At 62.8% G+C, this 16,185-nt stretch carries 13 protein-coding genes; 6 read left to right on the top strand and 7 right to left on the bottom strand.

From position 1 onward, the window contains the following. The coding region (locus tag J4G38_RS22865) for a 2Fe-2S iron-sulfur cluster-binding protein (protein WP_226163711.1) at nucleotides 1-206 on the top strand (206 nt) is incomplete at its 5' end. 168 nt (nucleotides 207-374) lie between these two features. Continuing rightward, on the top strand, nucleotides 375-2,117 hold the full coding sequence (locus J4G38_RS22860) for a M3 family oligoendopeptidase (protein WP_226163709.1): 1,743 nt from the start codon (nucleotides 375-377) through the stop codon (nucleotides 2,115-2,117). A gap of 78 nt (nucleotides 2,118-2,195) precedes the next feature. Here J4G38_RS22860 and J4G38_RS22855 read toward each other — a convergent pair whose 3' ends face one another. The 3 genes from J4G38_RS22855 to J4G38_RS22845 form a co-directional block, all read right to left on the bottom strand. Further along, nucleotides 2,196-2,354 (bottom strand): hypothetical protein, encoded by a 159-nt coding sequence (locus J4G38_RS22855; protein ID WP_210521097.1) that lies wholly within the window; start codon nucleotides 2,352-2,354, stop codon nucleotides 2,196-2,198. A gap of 151 nt (nucleotides 2,355-2,505) precedes the next feature. After that, nucleotides 2,506-3,126 carry a hypothetical protein gene (locus J4G38_RS22850; protein WP_210521096.1) on the bottom strand — a complete coding sequence of 207 codons (621 nt, stop codon included), beginning with the start codon at nucleotides 3,124-3,126 and terminating at the stop codon, nucleotides 2,506-2,508. 148 nt (nucleotides 3,127-3,274) lie between these two features. After that, nucleotides 3,275-3,874, bottom strand: coding sequence for a TetR/AcrR family transcriptional regulator (locus tag J4G38_RS22845; protein WP_210521095.1), 600 nt, complete (start codon nucleotides 3,872-3,874; stop codon nucleotides 3,275-3,277). A gap of 206 nt (nucleotides 3,875-4,080) precedes the next feature. Here J4G38_RS22845 and J4G38_RS22840 point away from each other — a divergent pair, with 206 nt between their 5' ends. The 4 genes from J4G38_RS22840 (at nucleotide 4,081) to J4G38_RS22825 (ending at nucleotide 7,633) form a co-directional block, all read left to right on the top strand. After that, a complete protein-coding gene (locus J4G38_RS22840; protein WP_210521094.1) occupies nucleotides 4,081-5,235 on the top strand; it encodes a T9SS type A sorting domain-containing protein in 1,155 nt (384 codons plus the stop codon). A 139-nt stretch (nucleotides 5,236-5,374) separates the two neighbouring features. Beyond that, on the top strand, nucleotides 5,375-6,403 hold the full coding sequence (gene thiL, locus J4G38_RS22835; protein ID WP_210521093.1) for a thiamine-phosphate kinase: 1,029 nt from the start codon (nucleotides 5,375-5,377) through the stop codon (nucleotides 6,401-6,403). Nucleotides 6,404-6,540: 137 nt separating this feature from the next. After that, entirely contained in the window at nucleotides 6,541-7,056 is a 516-nt protein-coding gene (locus tag J4G38_RS22830) for a hypothetical protein (protein ID WP_210521092.1), read from the top strand. 121 nt (nucleotides 7,057-7,177) lie between these two features. Next, nucleotides 7,178-7,633 carry a YybH family protein gene (locus J4G38_RS22825; RefSeq protein ID WP_210521091.1) on the top strand — a complete coding sequence of 152 codons (456 nt, stop codon included), beginning with the start codon at nucleotides 7,178-7,180 and terminating at the stop codon, nucleotides 7,631-7,633. A gap of 162 nt (nucleotides 7,634-7,795) precedes the next feature. Here the strand turns inward: J4G38_RS22825 and J4G38_RS22820 are convergent, their stop codons facing one another. The 4 genes from J4G38_RS22820 to J4G38_RS22805 all read right to left on the bottom strand — a co-directional run bounded on the left by J4G38_RS22820 (nucleotide 7,796) and on the right by J4G38_RS22805 (nucleotide 16,128). Continuing rightward, nucleotides 7,796-8,170, bottom strand: coding sequence for a hypothetical protein (locus J4G38_RS22820; RefSeq protein ID WP_210521090.1), 375 nt, complete (start codon nucleotides 8,168-8,170; stop codon nucleotides 7,796-7,798). Beyond that, nucleotides 8,170-8,466, bottom strand: a complete 297-nt coding sequence (locus tag J4G38_RS22815; RefSeq protein ID WP_210521089.1) for a hypothetical protein — start codon at nucleotides 8,464-8,466, stop codon at nucleotides 8,170-8,172. Before J4G38_RS22815 ends, J4G38_RS22820 begins: the two co-directional genes overlap by 1 nt. Nucleotides 8,467-8,484: 18 nt before the next feature. After that, nucleotides 8,485-9,897: a 23S rRNA (uracil(1939)-C(5))-methyltransferase RlmD gene (gene rlmD, locus J4G38_RS22810; protein ID WP_210521088.1), complete on the bottom strand. Its 1,413-nt coding sequence runs from the start codon at nucleotides 9,895-9,897 to the stop codon at nucleotides 8,485-8,487. 210 nt (nucleotides 9,898-10,107) lie between these two features. Next, on the bottom strand, nucleotides 10,108-16,128 hold the full coding sequence (locus tag J4G38_RS22805) for a T9SS type B sorting domain-containing protein (protein WP_210521087.1): 6,021 nt from the start codon (nucleotides 16,126-16,128) through the stop codon (nucleotides 10,108-10,110). Nucleotides 16,129-16,185: the final 57 nt, after the last annotated feature.

Genomic DNA, 16,185 nt, shown 5'->3' with positions numbered 1-16,185 from the left:
TCCTCGAAACCGCCCTCGACCAGGACATCGACCTGCCGTATTCCTGCCAGGCCGGCCTCTGCACGGCCTGCCGCGGCAAGTGCCTGAGCGGCAAAGTGCACCTGGACGAGCGCGAAGGCCTGTCGGATTCCGAGCTGAAACAAGGCTACGTCCTCACCTGCGTGGGCCACCCGATGACGGACGATGTGGTGATTGAGATTGGGTGAGAAAAAGGAATTATGAGGGATGAATAAGAAGTTATGGGTGCAGCAAACAACACAACTCCTACCTTTTAACTCGTAACTTCTTTTTCGACCGGCATGGCTCTTGTCGCGTAAAGCCTGGGTTATGAACAGGGCAACCGTTTGTTTATTTTCTTCGATTATACTTGCAAAATGATGCTACTAGCTGAACCTACCGCCGAGTCGGCCACCGACACCAGCCGGCCGCCCCGCCATTATCTCCCCGAAGATTTCCTCGTGACCGATTGGGCCGCGATTGAGCCCTTTTTTCTGGAACTGCAGGCCCGGCCCGTCTCTTCCGCCGAGGAGCTGGAGCGCTGGCTGCTCGACCGTTCGGAGCTGGAATCGGTGCTGAGCGAGGACCTGGCCTGGCGCTACATTCACATGACCTGCGACACCCAGGACCCCACCCGGTCCGAGGCGTTCCAGTATTTCGTGAACGAAGTGGAGCCCCAGGTGGCCCCGCACGACCACGCCCTGAACGAAAAGATGCTGGCCTCGCCCTACCTCGACGGGCTCGATGCGCACCGCTACGGCGTGTTTCTGCGCTCGGTGCGCCGGGCGTCGGAGATTTACCGGGTCGAGAACATTCCGCTCAAAACCGACATCAGCACCAAGCAGCAGCAGTACGCCGCCACGGTGGGGGCCATGAACGTGACCCTCGACGGCCAGGAGCTGACCCTGCCCCAGGCCGCCGACCGCCTCAAAAACCCCGACCGCGCCGTGCGGGAAGCGGCCTACCGGGCCATTCAGGCGCGCCGCCTGCAGGATGCCAAGCCCCTGGACCACCTCTTCACGGAGCTGGTGGGCCTGCGCCACCAGGTAGCGGTGAACGCGGGGTTTGCCAATTTCCGCGACTACATGTTTGCCGCCCTGGGCCGGTTCGACTACACGCCGCAGGACTGTTTTGATTTCCACCGGGCCATCCGCGAAACGGTGGTGCCGCTCATCGACGACTTCGACCTGGAGCGCCGGCAGGACCTGAACCTGCCCGCCCTGCGCCCGTGGGACCTCGACGTGGACCCGAGCGGCCAGCCCCCGCTGCGGCCCTTCGTCACCGGCGAAGAGCTGCTGGATAAGACCATCACGGTGTTCCAAAACCTCGATTCCTACCTCGGCGACTGCCTGCGCACCATGCGCCAGATGGGCCACCTCGACCTGGAAAGCCGCAAGGGCAAAGCCCCCGGCGGCTACAACTACCCGCTGGACGAAACCGGCGTGCCGTTTATTTTCATGAACGCCACCAGCTCGCTGCGCGATGTGGTGACCATGCTGCACGAAGGCGGCCACGCCGTACATTCCTTCCTCACCCGGGGCCTGCCGCTGGGCGCCGACAAGCACCCGCCGTCCGAAGTGGCCGAGCTGGCTTCGATGAGCATGGAGCTGATGAGCATGGACCAGTGGCACGTTTTCTTCCCGAACCCCGACGACCTGCGCCGGGCCAAGAAAACCCACCTCGAAAGCGTGCTCGAAACTTTCCCCTGGGTGGCCACCATCGACAAGTTTCAGCACTGGGTGTACGAGCACCCCACCCACACCGAAACCGAGCGCCACCAGCGCTGGATTGAGATTTTCGACGAATTCAACCAGCGCACCGTGGACTGGGCCGGCCTGGAAGCCTTCAAGCCCTACTTGTGGCAGAAGCAGCTGCACCTCTACGAAGTGCCGTTCTACTACATTGAATACGCCATGGCCCAGCTCGGCGCCATTGCCGTGTGGCGCAACTTCCGCCTGAACCCCGCCGAGGGCCTGGCTGCTTACAAGCGCGCCCTGGCCCTGGGCTACACCGCGCCCATCGGCCAGATTTACGCGGCGGCGGGCATCCGGTTCGATTTCAGCACCGAATACCTGCGCACGCTGGCCGACTTCGTGCGGGAAGAAATGGCGGCGCTGTAGTCGGGATATGAACGCACAAAAAAAGGCGGCCGGCAAATTTGCCGGCCGCCTTTTTTTGTGCGGTGTGCTGAGCAGAAATTACGAGGGGCCGCTGGGCGTAACGGGCGGCGCGGTGGTGCCGCACTTGTTCTTAGGGTGCGGGTCGCAGTCTTTACGCTCTCCGCAGGAGGTGAGGGTGAGGCCGGCGAGCAGCAGCGCGGGCAACAGCCAACGGGAAATAGTAGCCTTTGTAAGCATGGGAATTGGCGGTTAAGTGATGGTTCTAACAGCGTTGAGACTGAAAGATACGCAATAGTTGCATGAGGTAGACCATCCGGCGAAAGCTTTATTTGCCGGGCGCTAACAGGACCGTTTTACTCCCTAAAAATTGGGTGATTCAGCGGGTAAGTTATTTGGCCCCAATCGTGAACAGTGGCAACGGCTTCACTGCGGCGTATTTGCCGCCCAGGGATTGCAGCTCGGGCTGGTGCAGCTGGAGGTACTCGTTGTATTGCTTGGCGGCGCGGTCGTACAGTACCCGGAAGCCCACCACGCCGGCATCAAGCTGCTGGAGGCCTTCGACGAAGTTGCGGGCGTTTTCGGTGGATGCGCCGCCATTGGGCGCGGCCACCGGATACAGGGCGTTCAGGAGGGAATCCTGGGCCGTGTCGTACTGGTCAATCAGGGCCGAGCTGGCCATGGTCTGCTGGTCGTAGCGGCGGGCTTTGAGGCGGGCATTGGCGCGTTCGAGGCCCTGCAGTTTGGCGGCGTCCATGCCGGGCTGGGCCTTGAGCTCGCGCAGCAGCAGGCGCGTGACGGCGAGTTTCTGGTCGTCGCTTTCAATCATGTTGCGCCACTTGATGTCCACGGAATCGCGCAGCACGTCGAACTGCGTTTTCACGGCGGCCGCCGAGGCGGGGTTCAGCACGGTGGCTTTGCTGCCGTCGCGCTTGCAGGAGGCCGCGCAGCCGGTGAGAATCAACAAAAACACCGCCGCCGATTGAACGCGGGAAAGGAAAAAAGTGCGCATAAAGAAAGCCAGGGAAAAAGCCGGCCCGGCAAATCTACACCGGCCGGCCCGGCCCGCATAATTGCGGGCCGGGCTGGTAAAACGGCGGCAATGGCGTCAAATTGTGTCCGGCCCGGTCGGTGGCAATGAAAAGCCACGGCCGGGAGCCTCAGGCTGCGCCTGCCGCCAGCCCCCGCATGAGCTGCTCGGCCAGGCGGTGGGCAATTTCGTTGGGGGTAAGCTTGCCCTCGGGCCGGTACCAGGCCGGCAGCCAGTTGAGGCTGGCCAACAGCGTGAGGGCCGCGAAGGCCGCGTCGGGGGCGTGCAATTCGCCGGCCGCGATGCCGCGCCGAATCAGCTCGCGAAAGCCGGCTTCGTAGCGGTCGCGCAGGGCCAGGAATTCGGTGCGGGCGGGCTCGCTCAGGTGGCGCCACTCGTGCAGAAACACAGCCGAAGCGGCGCTATCCCGCGTGAGCACCCGCACGTGCGCTTCAATGGCCTGGCGCAGCTGCGCGGCAAGGGGCGCCGCCGCATCGGCGGTGGCGGCCCCAAAGCCGGCAAAAAACTCTTCGGCCAGCCCAAAGCACACCCGGTGCAGAATTTCCTCTTTCGACTTGATGTGCGAGTACAGGCTGCCGGCTTCCAGGCCCAGCTCGGTGGCCAATTCGCGCATGCTGGTGGCCGCAAACCCCCGTGCCCGAAACAGGGCCGTGGCGGTGCGGTCAATCAACTGGGCTTTGCGCGAGCGGGAAGCAGGGGGAGGAGGCATAAAGTGTCCCAAAGGTAGGCCTGCTAACGAGTGTTAGCAATGAGAAAAAATCACGATGAGTTACGCGTTAATAATATCGTCGGAACGGCTGAATGTCATGGCACTGCCAGTGAGAAAGCCTGCCGGTATTTATATTTTGGTAATGAACGAAAGTCCCTGTTTCGCGTATCTTTGCCATTGCACTGATGTTCTCATTTCCAAACTTTATGAAAAAGCAATACTTTATGTTTTCGGCAGCCTTGCTGCTGACCGGAGCCGCCCACGCACAAGGCACCGAGCTGTTTTTCTCGGAATACGACGAAGGCTCCCACCAGTCAGGCGTGAACTATGGCGGCGCGACCAACTCGACCGGTAGTGAACGGGCCATTGAAATTTACAATCCCACCGTCAACACGGTCAGCCTGACCCCGTATTCCATTCGGCGCTATTCCAACGGCAGCTTAGCAGTTACCGAAGAGGAGCGCCTGCTGCGCAGCGATGCCACGCAGACCGCCGTGGGCGCGAACAGCATGAACCGCGGCACCACGTTCGTCATTGCCAGCGGCGAAGCCACCCTGCCGGTTATCCGCGCGGCGGCCAACCAGTTCAGTGTGTCCCACACGCCCACTTCGGGGCCAACGGTAATTACCGGCGGCGGCGCGGTGTACTTCAATGGCAACGACGTGATGGCGCTGGTGCGCTACCCCAGCGGCACAGCCGGCGTTGGCACCGGAGTCATTGTTGACATGATTGGCGTAATCGGACAGAATCCGCCCAACCGGACCGGTACCATTGTGCCCGAAGGCGACTGGCGCGGTACCAACGCGCTCGATACCCCGTATCCGGGCACGACGTACATCCCGGAAGTAATTTCGGAAAACCAGTCGATTGTGCGCCGCCCCAACGTTTCGGCGGGGGTACGCAGCACCACCACCACGGTGTATGGGCCGGCTCCAGGAGGGGTTTACGTATCAGGCTATAACATTGCCGATGAGTGGGTATCGTATAGCTACGCGACTCCTCCCGGCGGCGTCTCCGACCCCGGCGGGCAACTCTACGACCAACTCGGCCAGCACATCAACTACAGCGGCCCTCACGGCACGTACCAGACGGCGCTTAGCACGCTGAGCAAGTTCGATTCCAACATCAGCGTATACCCTAACCCGGCCCACGGCACCGCCACGGTCGAAATCAAAGATGCCAAAGTAGGCAGCGTGACCGTGCTCAACAGCCTCGGCCAGCGCATCAGCGCCGAAGCCAAAGGCCAGGGCCAGGAAAAACTGACCCTGGACATCTCAGGCCTGAAAGCCGGCCTGTACTTCGTGCAGATACTGAGCGCCGACGGCCAGACCAAAACCTACAAAGAGCTGGTGGTGCAGTAAGTGCCTTGCCAGTTTGAGTGAAAAGGGAGGGAAGCAATTCCCTCCCTTTTTTTGTGGGCGTACTTTTGTGCCTTCCAAATACAGCAGCGGGCGGCCAGGGCCTGCCTCACCATCCGAAACTGACTACTCAACACCCACCATGCCCGAACTCACGCCCCTCACCGCCATCGGCGAATTTGCCCTTATCCGCCGCCTGCAAGCCGGCATCAGCACGCGCCTGCCCGGCACCGTGCTGGGCATTGGCGACGATGCGGCCATTATTGCCCCCACGCCCGGCACCGAACTGGTGATGACCACCGATTTGCTGGTGGAGGGCATTCACTTCGACTTGTCGTTTTGCCCGTTGCGGCACCTGGGCTACAAGGCCGTGGCCGTAAACGTGTCGGACGTGGCGGCCATGAACGCCCTGCCCACGCAGCTGGTGGTGGGCATTTCGGCCGGCCCGCGCTTTACCGTGGAAGCCATTGAGGAGCTGTACGCCGGCATGCGCCTGGCCTGCGAGGCCTACAACGTGGACCTGGTGGGCGGCGACACCACCGCCAGCCGCGGCGGCCTCACCATCGCCGTGACGGTGTTGGGCGAAGTTCCCGCCGGCCAGGCGGTCCGCCGCAGCGGAGGCAAACCCACCGACCTGCTCTGCGTGACCGGTGACCTGGGCGGGGCTTTTCTGGGCCTGCAAGTGCTGGAGCGCGAAAAACAGGCCTTCCTCGCCGACCCCGATACCCAGCCTGAATTGGCCAACTACGAGTACGTGGTGCAGCGCCAGCTGCGCCCCGAGGCCCGGCTCGACATTGTGCACGAGCTACGCGAGCGGGGCATCCGGCCCACGAGCATGATTGATATTTCCGATGGACTGGCCTCCGAGGTGCTGCATTTGTGTGCGGCCAGCGGCACCGGGGCCCGGGTTTTTACCGAGTTTCTGCCCCTGGCCAATCCCACGCTCGAAACGGCGGCTGAATTCAACCTGGACCCCATTACCTGCGCCCTGAACGGCGGTGAAGATTACGAGCTGCTGTTTACGGTGCCCGTCACGGACCACGAAAAGCTTAAAAATCACCCCGATATCACCATCATTGGCCACCTCACCGGCCCCGATGACGGCGCCAATCTGGTGACCAAAGCCGGCCAGGCCGTGCCACTACAGGCACAGGGCTGGACGAGTTTCTGAGAAGATTTTTAGCGGCCGGATTAACCTTATGTAAGCGCCACCGTTAGGAGTGTTCAGAGAATGCTCGGTGGGATGGCACGCTAATTGTCTTTCTGTAATCATAACCCTGTATTTTACTCAACTTTTCTTTCTCAGCCATGAATAAGCTCCCGTATATTTTCGCATTGTTGGTGTTGTTAAGCACCGTATTTGGCACCGAGCGTGCCCAGGCTCAGTGGAGCCCGCAAGCCAAAGGTGCTGTTATCGGCGGCCTGGGTGGTGCTGCGGCTGGTGCCCTCATCAACAAGCGCAACCGGGCCGTGGGCGGCGTGGTGGGCGGCGTGGCCGGTGGTGCCATTGGCTACGGGGTCGGCAAGCACATCGATAACAAGAAGAAGCAACGCGCCGCTGCCGCGGCTGAGCGCCAGGCCGTAGCTGCCCGCGAAGCTGCTTATCGCCGGGAAATTGCCCAGGCCCACCGCGAACACCGCGAAGCCGTAGTAGCCCGTTCGCAATCAACTGCGGTGCCCGTCAACAGCCTCACGGCAACCACCGCCTCAACGTATAATGCGCCAATGCCTGCTGCTTCCAACGCCGCATTCCTGCCCAACGACTCGAATGGCGACGCCTCGAAGCCGTATTCGACGTCGGAGTACCGTCGCAAGAGCTGGTAATTCCAAAATTAATTAAAGTTCAGACCCCGGGCGCCCGCGCTCGGGGTTTGGTTCTTATAGCCTGTTGCAGCGGCGGATGATGTTATCCGCTACGTTTTATCTTCACTAACCTTTTGGATTTATGAAATCCCTTGTTTGCAGTTTATTGGTGGCCCTAGCGCTTACTTCTTGTTCAAAAGGCGGCGATGCTGTTAATGTTCAGACCCTTGACCAGGACTTTATCGCGGCCTGGAACAGCCGCGATTCGGGCAAGATTACCGGCATGCTGGCCGATGACGTAGCCTTCGTGCAGGGCAATGCCCATTGGAAGGGCAAAGACGAAGTGGCCCAGAAGTGGGTGAGCGCCACGCTCCCCACCATCAGCAACCTCAAAACCAGCGTCACCAGCACCGGAACCGATGCCGGCAGTGCCTACGAAGCCGGCACGTTCTCGGTGGATGTGTTGCCCGCCGGTCCCGGCCAGCCCGCCGGTTTTGGCGAAGGCAACTATATTTTCCTCTGGAAGAAAGCCGCTGATAATACCTGGAAGCTGAGCTACGCGCAGCTGGAAGACTTGCCGGTGCAGCGCCGGAATTAGTAGTTGCTGCAGTAGCGCCGTTGGGCGCACAATAGCAGAACGTCATGCTGAGCGAAGTCGAAGCATCTCTACCGCGAGAGTAAATAATTACCTCCCCGGTAGAGATGCTTCGACTACGCTCAGCATGACGTTCTTTCTTTTTCGGGCCTTTCTCTTTATGGGTTAATCCTCCGGATAGGGCACGAAAACGAATTTCGTGAAGTCCTCATCGAGCACAAAGAGGCAGCAGAATTCGTCGGGGTCTTTGTATGTGGCCTGGAAGCTCTCGATGCCTTCGGTGCCGATGATGCCTTGCTGCACGAAGAGCTCCAGGTAGCTGGCGAAGACGTGCCATTCCAGGTTCAGCTCATCGGCGTTGACGAGAAGGCCGCCGAGGGGCACTTCCTGCTTGGCAAACACGAAAATGGGGTATTGGCTGAAGTCGCCCTTGCGAATCTGGGAAGAGGCTTCGAGCAGGGTGTCGGACACGACGACGAAATCCTTGGTGATGGTGCCGAGGTATTTGCCGTTGAGTTCGGGGTCGTTGAAGTAGTCCATTAGGAGGGCATTCGTCTAACAAATAAAATATTCTCTTCTATCAATCCAATGACAATGATGCGCACCTGTTTATCTGAGCCTTCGAACTCTAAAAAGGCTTCTACTCCTTCAAGAGTATTATAAACACTTTTTAAATCTAATTTCTCAACCGCCGATTTGAATAGAAAAGCAATATCAGTTTCGTTGCTAATCCAAGGCCCCTCTAAATACCACATATCGGGCTGAGGGCTATCAAATATGCCAACAGGCTCTCCTTGCCAGATTATCTGCGGCTGGTAATTATTATCATTAGTCATGGTAGGCAGAATTAGTGATTACTTTAACTCCAGCGCCACCACATTCTCCACATGGTGCGTGTGGGGGAACATATCCACCGGCTGCACACGCGTCACGCGATACGCGGCATCTAATAGCTCCAGGTCGCGGGCCTGGGTGGCGGGGTTGCAGCTGATGTAGACGATGCGGGGGGCGCGCAGCTCCAGCAGGCGGGCCACGACGTCGGGGTGCATGCCGGCGCGGGGCGGGTCGGTGATGAGGACGTCGGGGCGGCCGTGGCGGGCGGTGAACTCGGCGGTGAGGATGTCCTTCATGTCGCCGGCGTAGAACTCGGTGTTGGTGATGTGATTGATTTCGGCGTTGACGTGGGCGTCGGCCACGGCCTGCTCCACGTACTCGACGCCGATGACTTTGCGGGCCTGGTGGGCCACGAAGCTGGCGATGGTGCCGGCCCCCGTGTAGAGGTCGTACACGAGCTCATCGCCGGTGAGGGCGGCGAAGTCGCGGGCCACTTTGTAGAGCTGGTGGGCGCCTTCGGAGTTGGTTTGGTAGAAGGACTTGGGGCCGATGCGGAAGCGCAGGCCTTCCATTTCTTCTTCGATGTAGGGCTTGCCTTGGTAGGTAATTACCTCCAGGTCGTGGAAGGTTTCGTTGCCCTTGCTGTTGAGGACGTAGTTGAGGGAGGTGATGCCGGGGAACTTGGCGTAGAGGGCATCAAGCAGGGGCTCGATGCTGGCGTGGGGGCGGTAGCACTGGAGAATCACCATGATTTCGCCGGTGCTCTGGGCGGTGCGGATGATGAGGTTGCGCAGGTTGCCGGTCTGGCGCACCATGTTGCCGAATTCGAGGCCGTGGGCGCGGCCGTAGTCGCGGATGAAGAGGCGGATTTCGTTGCTGGGCTCGGCCTGGAGGTGGCAGTGCTGCACGTCGAGTATCTTATCGAAGCGGGCGGGGGTGTGGAAGCCCAGCACGTTGCGGTCGAAGGTCTGGGTGTCGTCGTCGATTTGCTCCTGGGTCAGCCAGCCGTTGTCGCTGAAGGTGTATTCGAGCTTGTTGCGGTAGTAGGTGCGCTGGGGCGAGGGGAGGATGAACGGGATTTCGGGCAGCGCCACTTTGCCGATGCGGGTGAGCTGGTCCACCACTTGCTGCTGCTTGAAATGCAACTGCGAATCGTAGCCGAGGTGCTGCCACTTGCAGCCGCCGCAGGTGCCGAAGTGTTGGCAAAAGGGCGTGATGCGCAGCTCGGAATACTGGTGAAACTTGACGGGAACGGCTTCCAGAAAGCTCTTCTTGGCTTTGGTCACGTGGAGGTCGACGACATCGCCGGGGGCGACCTGCGACACGAAAATGACGAGGTTCTCGACGCGGACGAGGCATTTGCCTTCGGCGACCATGTCCTGGATAGTGACGTTGCGGAGTAACTCGGCGGGTATTTTTTTGGCTCGGCTCATAGGGAAGGCAAAGGTAGGGGGCGGCACCTCACGAGACCCCTATGGGGCGGCCCCCTCTCCAAAAAAGCGGGGCACCGGTTCGGCCTGAGTGGTGCGGAACCGGTCCCGAGTGGTGTGGAACCGGTCGGGAGTGGTGCGGAACCGGTTCCACAACAAAAAAGGCCCCCCGGAGTACGAGGAGCCTTTTCTGAGAGCAGAAACGCAGCGGGTCTACTTCACTACTTCGAACCAGTTCTTGAGGCTGGTGCCGTTGGGCAGGGTCAGCAGGTAGAAGTAGTTGCCGGGGGCCACGTTGTCGTCGCTGCCCCAGTTGTTCTGGTAGTTGGTGGTTTTGTACACCTCGCGGCCCCAGCGGTTGAACACGGTGAAGGTGTTGCCGGGGTAGAGCTGGATGTTGTCAATCACGAGCACATCGTTCAGCCCGTCGTGGTTGGGGGTGATGATGTTGTAGGTCTGGGTGCTGTTGGCGAATTTCACGTTGGCCTCGTTGGAGTTCGAGAGCAGCGGCGTGGCGGCGGTGCTCACGGCCACCACCCGGAAATTCTGGTCGAAGCCCACGCTGCTGGCTTGCACGTTGGGGTCGGTATTGGGCACCGTGGCACTTAGCGTAGCGGCCGAAACCGTGGTGACGAGGACCGGCGCGCCGGCGTCGGTGCGGCGGAAGACCTGGTATTCCTTCACCGGGAAGCCCACGTAGGCGTTCCAGGTGAGGGCGGTGCTGCCCTGGTTGCGGCCGCCGGTGCCGGGCGTGGCGATGGCCACGAGGCGCACAGTCTGGGCCGTGCTGCTCGTCAATAGTGTGCCGCAGCCATTGGTGAGGTTGAGCTGGTACTCGTAGGTGTTGGCGGTGGCATCCACGGCCGCGTTATCGCTGAACGTGGTGGCCGAAGCGGCTACCGTGCCTACTTGCGCAAATGTGCCCACGCCGGCCACGCGCCGCAGAATGCGCACGGTGTTGGGCGTGTTGCCGCTGGCGGGGGCCGCCAGGGTCAGGATAATCCGGCTGTTGCTGGTGGCATCCACCGAAGCATTGACCAGGCTAACGCTGGGGTTGTCGAGCAGGATGGTGCGCGTAGTAGCCGGACCAGTACAGGACGCCGGGCTGGCACTGATTTCAGCCGCGCTCACGGAGTAAGGCCCGGTGGCATTGAAGAGCACCGTGACCTGGCTGCTGGTACCGCCGGCCGTAACGGCCCCGCCCACTACCGTCCACTGGTAGCTGGCGCCGGCGGTGGGGTTGGCAATGGCGTATTGCTGCGGCGTGGTCACATTGCACACGAAGCCCGAGCCCGAAATGGTCGGGGCCACCGGCGTGGGTCTCACCGTGAAAGTGGTGGTGTAGAGCGGGCCCACGCAGCCGGCCGCGCTGGTTTCCTGCGCCGTGAGGGGGTAGGTGCCGGGGGCCGGCAGCGTGCTCAGGGTGCGGGCGCTGCCGGTGCCGGCCAGGGTAGCACCATTCAGCTGGAAGGTATACGTTGAGCCAGTGAAGCCGCCGGGCAGCGCAAACGTGACGGGGCCGTTGGTCTGGCACACGCGCACCGGGCTGGTGATGGCCAGATTGGGGCGGGGCGAAGGGTTGATGCGCACAAACAGCGTATCGGAAATGCCGCGGCAGATGCCGCCGCTGGGGTTACTGGTTTCCGTAACCACGATTTTGCCGATGGTGGGCACCGTCACAGGCGTCCAGTTCACGGTCACGGTGTTCTGCAAGGTGCTCACCTGCGTGCCGCCGATGATGGCCCAGGAATAGCTGGAACCGGCGGCAAACACGCCGCTGCGGTAGACGTAGGGCCCATCGGCCTGGCAGACGGACTGCGGCAGGGGCGCCCCGGCCACGATGTCGCCGGGGCCGGTGGGCCGCACCGTTTGCAGGCGCTGGTTGATGATGATGGGCAGCGTGGTGGTGTCCGAAGAACAACCCAGAGCATTTAAGCGGAACACCTTGATGAAGCCGCCGGTGCTGGCCACGCCCCAGTTCACGGTGATGGCCGGAGTGCCCTGGCCGCTGGCAATGGTGCCGCCGTTAATCAGCCAGGTATAAGCCGTGGCGGCCGGGTTCGTCACCGAATAGGCAATACCCGTGACGGTGGGGCAGACCGAGGCCGGGCCGGTAATGGCTTCGGGCGCGGGGCGCGGGTTCACGGAGATGACCACCGCATCGGTGCTCACGCAGCCGTTGGCGGTAGTGGCCGTCAAGGTGTAGGTGAGGGTGAGCGGGGTGGCGGTGGAGTTGGCGGCCGTAAATACGGGCTGGGCGGCGGTGGCGCTGCTCAGGCCGGTGGCGGGGCTCCAGCTATAGGTGTAGCCCGTGCGGGCCGGCGTGCCCAGGGTCAGGCGCTGGCGGTCGCAGAGGGCGGCATCGGGGCCGGCATCGGCCACGGCGGCGGGGTTTACGGTCACGGTCACGGTGCCGGTGGTGGTGCAGCCGTTGGCCGTAGTCGCCGTCAGGGTGAAGACAATGGGGTTGGGCGTGGCGGTCGTGTTGGCCAGCGTGAAGGTGGGGTTGGCCACGGTGGCGCTGCTCAGGCCGGTGGCCGGGCTCCAGCTGTAGGTGTAGCCCGTGACCGGAGCGGCCCCCAGCGTAATGGTCGAGCCCGAGCACACGGCCTGGTTGGCCCCGGCCACGGCCACGCCGGCCGGGTTAATGGTTACAATCACGGTATCGCGCTGGAAGCAGCCATTGGCCGTGGTGGCCAGCAGGATGTACTGTTGCGTGATGGCGGCGGCGGTCAGGTTGGGCAGGGTCACGGTCGGGGTCAGCGCGGTGGCACTACTCAGGCCCGTGGTGGGCATCCAGGCGTAGGTAGTACCGGCTACGGCCGTACCAGTGCCGATAACCACGCCCACGTTCGAGCAGGTTTGCTTGTCGAGCCCGGCGTTAGCCACGGCAGCGGGGTTAATGGTCACGGCGACCGTGCTGGTGGCCGAGCAGCCCAGGGCCGTGGTAGCCGTCAGCGTGTAGGTCACGGCGATGGGCGCGCCCGTCAGGTTGGGCAGGGTCAGGGTGGGCGTGAGCGCGGAGGTGCTGCTAAGGCCAGTGACGGGCAGCCAGGCGTAGGTGGTGCCGGCTACGGCCGTGCCGCTGCCGATGACCACGCCCACGTTCGAGCAGGTTTGTTTGGCCGGGCCGGCGTTAGCCACCGCGGCCTGGTTCACGGTCACGGCCACGGTGCTGGTGGCCGAACAGCCGTTGCTGGTGGTGGCCATCAGGGTATAAGTCGTGGTAATTGGGGCGCTGGTGGTGTTAGTCAGCGTAATGGTCGGGTTCAGGGCCGTGGGGTCGTTCAGGCCGGTGGTGGGCGTCCAGGCGTAGGTGGTGCCGGTCACGGCCGCGCCGGAGCCCAGCGTGCGGGTTTCCCCCGAGCAGAAAGCCAGGGCCGGGCCGGCGTTGGCCACGGCGGCGGGGAAGATGGTTACGGTCACGGTGCCGGTGCTCACGCAGCCGTTGGCCGTGGTGGCCGTTAGGGTGTAAACCTGGGTGAAGTTCGTGGTGCCGAGGTTAGGCAGGGTCACGGTCGGGTTCAGTACCGAAGGGCTGCTGAGGCCAGTGGCCGGGCTCCAGGTGTAGGTGGTGCCGGCTACGGCCGTGCCGCTGCCGATGGCCACACCCACGTTCGAGCAGGTTTGTTTGGCCGGGCCGGCATCGGCCACGGCGGCGGGGTTGATGGTGACGGCCACCGTGGCCGTGGCCGAGCAGCCGCCGGCTGTGGTTGCCGTCAGAGTATAGGTAGTGGTGATGGGTGCGGCCGTGGTATTGGTGCCGGTCACCGTGGGATTGAGGATGTTGGGGTTGCTCAGGCCCGTGGTCGGAGTCCAGCTATAAGTAGTGCCAGCCACTGCCGTGCCACCCAGCGGGGCCGAAACCGTGCCGGAACAGAAGCTGATGGCCGGGCCGGGCGTGGCCACAGCGGCCGGGCTCACCGTCACCACCACCGTCGAAGTAGCCGTGCAGCCCGTCGGGCTGGTGGCCGTCACGGTGTAAGTGGCGGTGATGGGGGCGCCAGTGGTGTTGGGCAGCGTCACCGTAGGCTGGGCCACCGTGGGGCTGCTCAAACCGGTGGCCGGGCTCCAGCTATACGTGTAGCCGGTAATGGCCGCCGTGCCCAGCAGCACCGAAGCAACCCCCGAGCAGGTGGTGCGGGCCAGGCCGGCATCAACCGTCGCGGCGGGGTTCACCGTGACGCGCACCGTGCCCACGCTGGCGCAACTGGCGCCCGTGCTCACCGTGAGCGTGTATACTTGCACAATGGGCGCGCCGGTGGTGTTGGGCAACGTCACGGTGGGCTGGGCCACGGTGGTGCTGCTCAGGCCGGTGGCCGGGCTCCAGCTATATGTTGCCCCCACAATTGGGGCCGTGCCCAAGGGCGTTGAGGCCACGCCGGGACAAATGCTGCGGTCGGCGCCGGCGTCGGCTACGGGTGGCGGCGTCACGGTCACGGTCACGCTGGCCGAGGTGGTGCAGGTGCCATCGGTACCCACCACGGTGTAGGTGGTGGTAACAGTAGGCGTCACCGTCAGTGTGTTGGTGGTTGAGGTTTGGCCGCCGCCCGACCACGTGTAGGTGAGGCCGGCCTGGCCGGTGACAGTGAGGGTGGTAGAAGCCCCCAGGCAGATGCTGGGCGCATTAGGCGCCACCACCAAGGCCGGCAGGGGACGGATATCCACGGTTTTGACCACCGAGTCGGTGGCGCAGCCATAGGAGGAAACGCCTTTGAGAATCAGCGTGCCGGTGGTGTTGGCACTGGCCCAGGTCACGTTCACCGAGCTGGTGCCCTGGCCGCTGGCAATGGTGCCGCCAATCACGCGCCAGTTATACGAGGCCGGCGTGGGGCCGGCGGCCGTGTACGTGCGCACCGTGGCCGGGTCGCACACCGTGGCCGGGCCGTTGATGGCAGTAGGACCAGCGGCGCGGGTCACGGTGATGCGGAAAATGTCAGAAGCCGTTTTGCCGCCGCAGCCGTTGTCTTTCACGGTCACGCCCAGGTCGTAGGGCGTGGAGCGGGCGTTGCCGCACGACGAGTTATACACGAACGTGCCGCTCACCGTGCCATTGCCGGTGGCGCTGGCGGTGCCCGTCAGGTTGCCCGCCGTTACCGTGCCCGTGCTCCCATTGAAAGTGGTGTTGAATGGCCCGCTGCCGTCGAGCAGCGCGCTGTTCACAGTGAGCACCAGCGGGTGGTTGCTGGCCTGCGTGGCCGAAATCGGGATACTCAGCGACTGGCCTTCCTCAATGGTGTAGTTGCGGGGCAGCGTGATGGTTGGCAATACTGGAGGCGGGGTAGCCGGGCAGGTGGAGACCACCAGCTGCAAATCGCGCCGGGTGGTGCCAATCAGCACCTCCCGGCCGTTAATGGTTCGGTATTCCGACACGTCGACCGCCACCACGTAGAGGCCGTTGGTGGTGGCCCGGTATTTCGCAATGCCCGTGCTGGCGTTGATGCTGGCATAGTTGCCGGCCGCCGTGCCGAACGGCGCGGTGGAGCTGTAGTTGGGAAAATACGGCACCGACTGCGGCAGGGGCGGGAAGCTGTTGGGGTTGGACAGGTTGCCGTAGGGCGTGCCGAAGGAGTACACCAGCCGGTCGCCGTCGGCGTCGAAGGCATTGTTGAGGGTAATCGTGGTGTCGTTCTGGCACACCACGGCCACGGCCGTATCCGAGAACACCGGCGAGCGGTTCGTAATCAGCGGCGGGGCCATGCTCACGTACAGGGTGAGGGGCTGGCCGGCGCTGGCCGGGGCATTCAGGTTGGTCAGCGTGTAGTTCCGGGCCGAGGGGTTGACCACGGCATAGTAGCCGTCGAACGAAACCGGCAGGTTGACCGTCCCCACAAACTTGTTGATGATGAACGGCTGGTATGGTCCAATCACGGTGCAGCCCGATGGCACGGTGGGGCTGATGATGGGGGAGTTGCTCGGGTTCAGAATGTTGATGTCGCCGCCGGTAATCGTCGGGTAGTTCACCGTCGTCATGATGACGCGGGCCCCCGTCGTGCGGTTAAAGATGCTGACGGGCAGGTTGGTGAGCGCCGGCGCGTTGCCCGGCAGGCCGTTGATGTAAAACGTCACGGTCATCTGGTAGCGGAACGGGGCCGCCGCCGGGCCATTGGCGTCGAGGTAGCGGTAGCTCATTTCGCCGCCCAGCAAGTGCGAAGCCTGCGCCGGGCGCGCGCCCAGCACCAGCAGCGCCAGCAGCATCGGCCCCCAAAAACGCCGTAGTAAGGTTATTGACATACAAAAGAATGAAGGGTAGGAAGACGGGAAGCCTTGCCGGCGGCTCTGTGGCCGCCG

The sequence above is a fragment of the Hymenobacter terricola genome (assembly GCF_017921975.2).
Classification (GTDB): Bacteria; Bacteroidota; Bacteroidia; order Cytophagales; family Hymenobacteraceae; genus Hymenobacter; species Hymenobacter terricola.
This window is presented reverse-complemented; position numbering and strand designations above follow the sequence as displayed.

Bases quoted from the DNA above. Each gene is read 5' to 3' on its own strand.
- J4G38_RS22860 (WP_226163709.1), top strand. From the start codon at position 375: ATGATGCTACTAGCTGAACCTACCGCCGAGTCGGCCACCGACACCAGC.
- J4G38_RS22855 (WP_210521097.1), bottom strand. From the start codon at position 2,354: ATGCTTACAAAGGCTACTATTTCCCGTTGGCTGTTGCCCGCGCTGCTG.
- J4G38_RS22850 (WP_210521096.1), bottom strand. From the start codon at position 3,126: ATGCGCACTTTTTTCCTTTCCCGCGTTCAATCGGCGGCGGTGTTTTTG.
- J4G38_RS22845 (WP_210521095.1), bottom strand. From the start codon at position 3,874: ATGCCTCCTCCCCCTGCTTCCCGCTCGCGCAAAGCCCAGTTGATTGAC.
- J4G38_RS22840 (WP_210521094.1), top strand. From the start codon at position 4,081: ATGAAAAAGCAATACTTTATGTTTTCGGCAGCCTTGCTGCTGACCGGA.
- thiL (WP_210521093.1), top strand. From the start codon at position 5,375: ATGCCCGAACTCACGCCCCTCACCGCCATCGGCGAATTTGCCCTTATC.
- J4G38_RS22830 (WP_210521092.1), top strand. From the start codon at position 6,541: ATGAATAAGCTCCCGTATATTTTCGCATTGTTGGTGTTGTTAAGCACC.
- J4G38_RS22825 (WP_210521091.1), top strand. From the start codon at position 7,178: ATGAAATCCCTTGTTTGCAGTTTATTGGTGGCCCTAGCGCTTACTTCT.
- J4G38_RS22820 (WP_210521090.1), bottom strand. From the start codon at position 8,170: ATGGACTACTTCAACGACCCCGAACTCAACGGCAAATACCTCGGCACC.
- J4G38_RS22815 (WP_210521089.1), bottom strand. From the start codon at position 8,466: ATGACTAATGATAATAATTACCAGCCGCAGATAATCTGGCAAGGAGAG.
- rlmD (WP_210521088.1), bottom strand. From the start codon at position 9,897: ATGAGCCGAGCCAAAAAAATACCCGCCGAGTTACTCCGCAACGTCACT.
- J4G38_RS22805 (WP_210521087.1), bottom strand. From the start codon at position 16,128: ATGTCAATAACCTTACTACGGCGTTTTTGGGGGCCGATGCTGCTGGCG.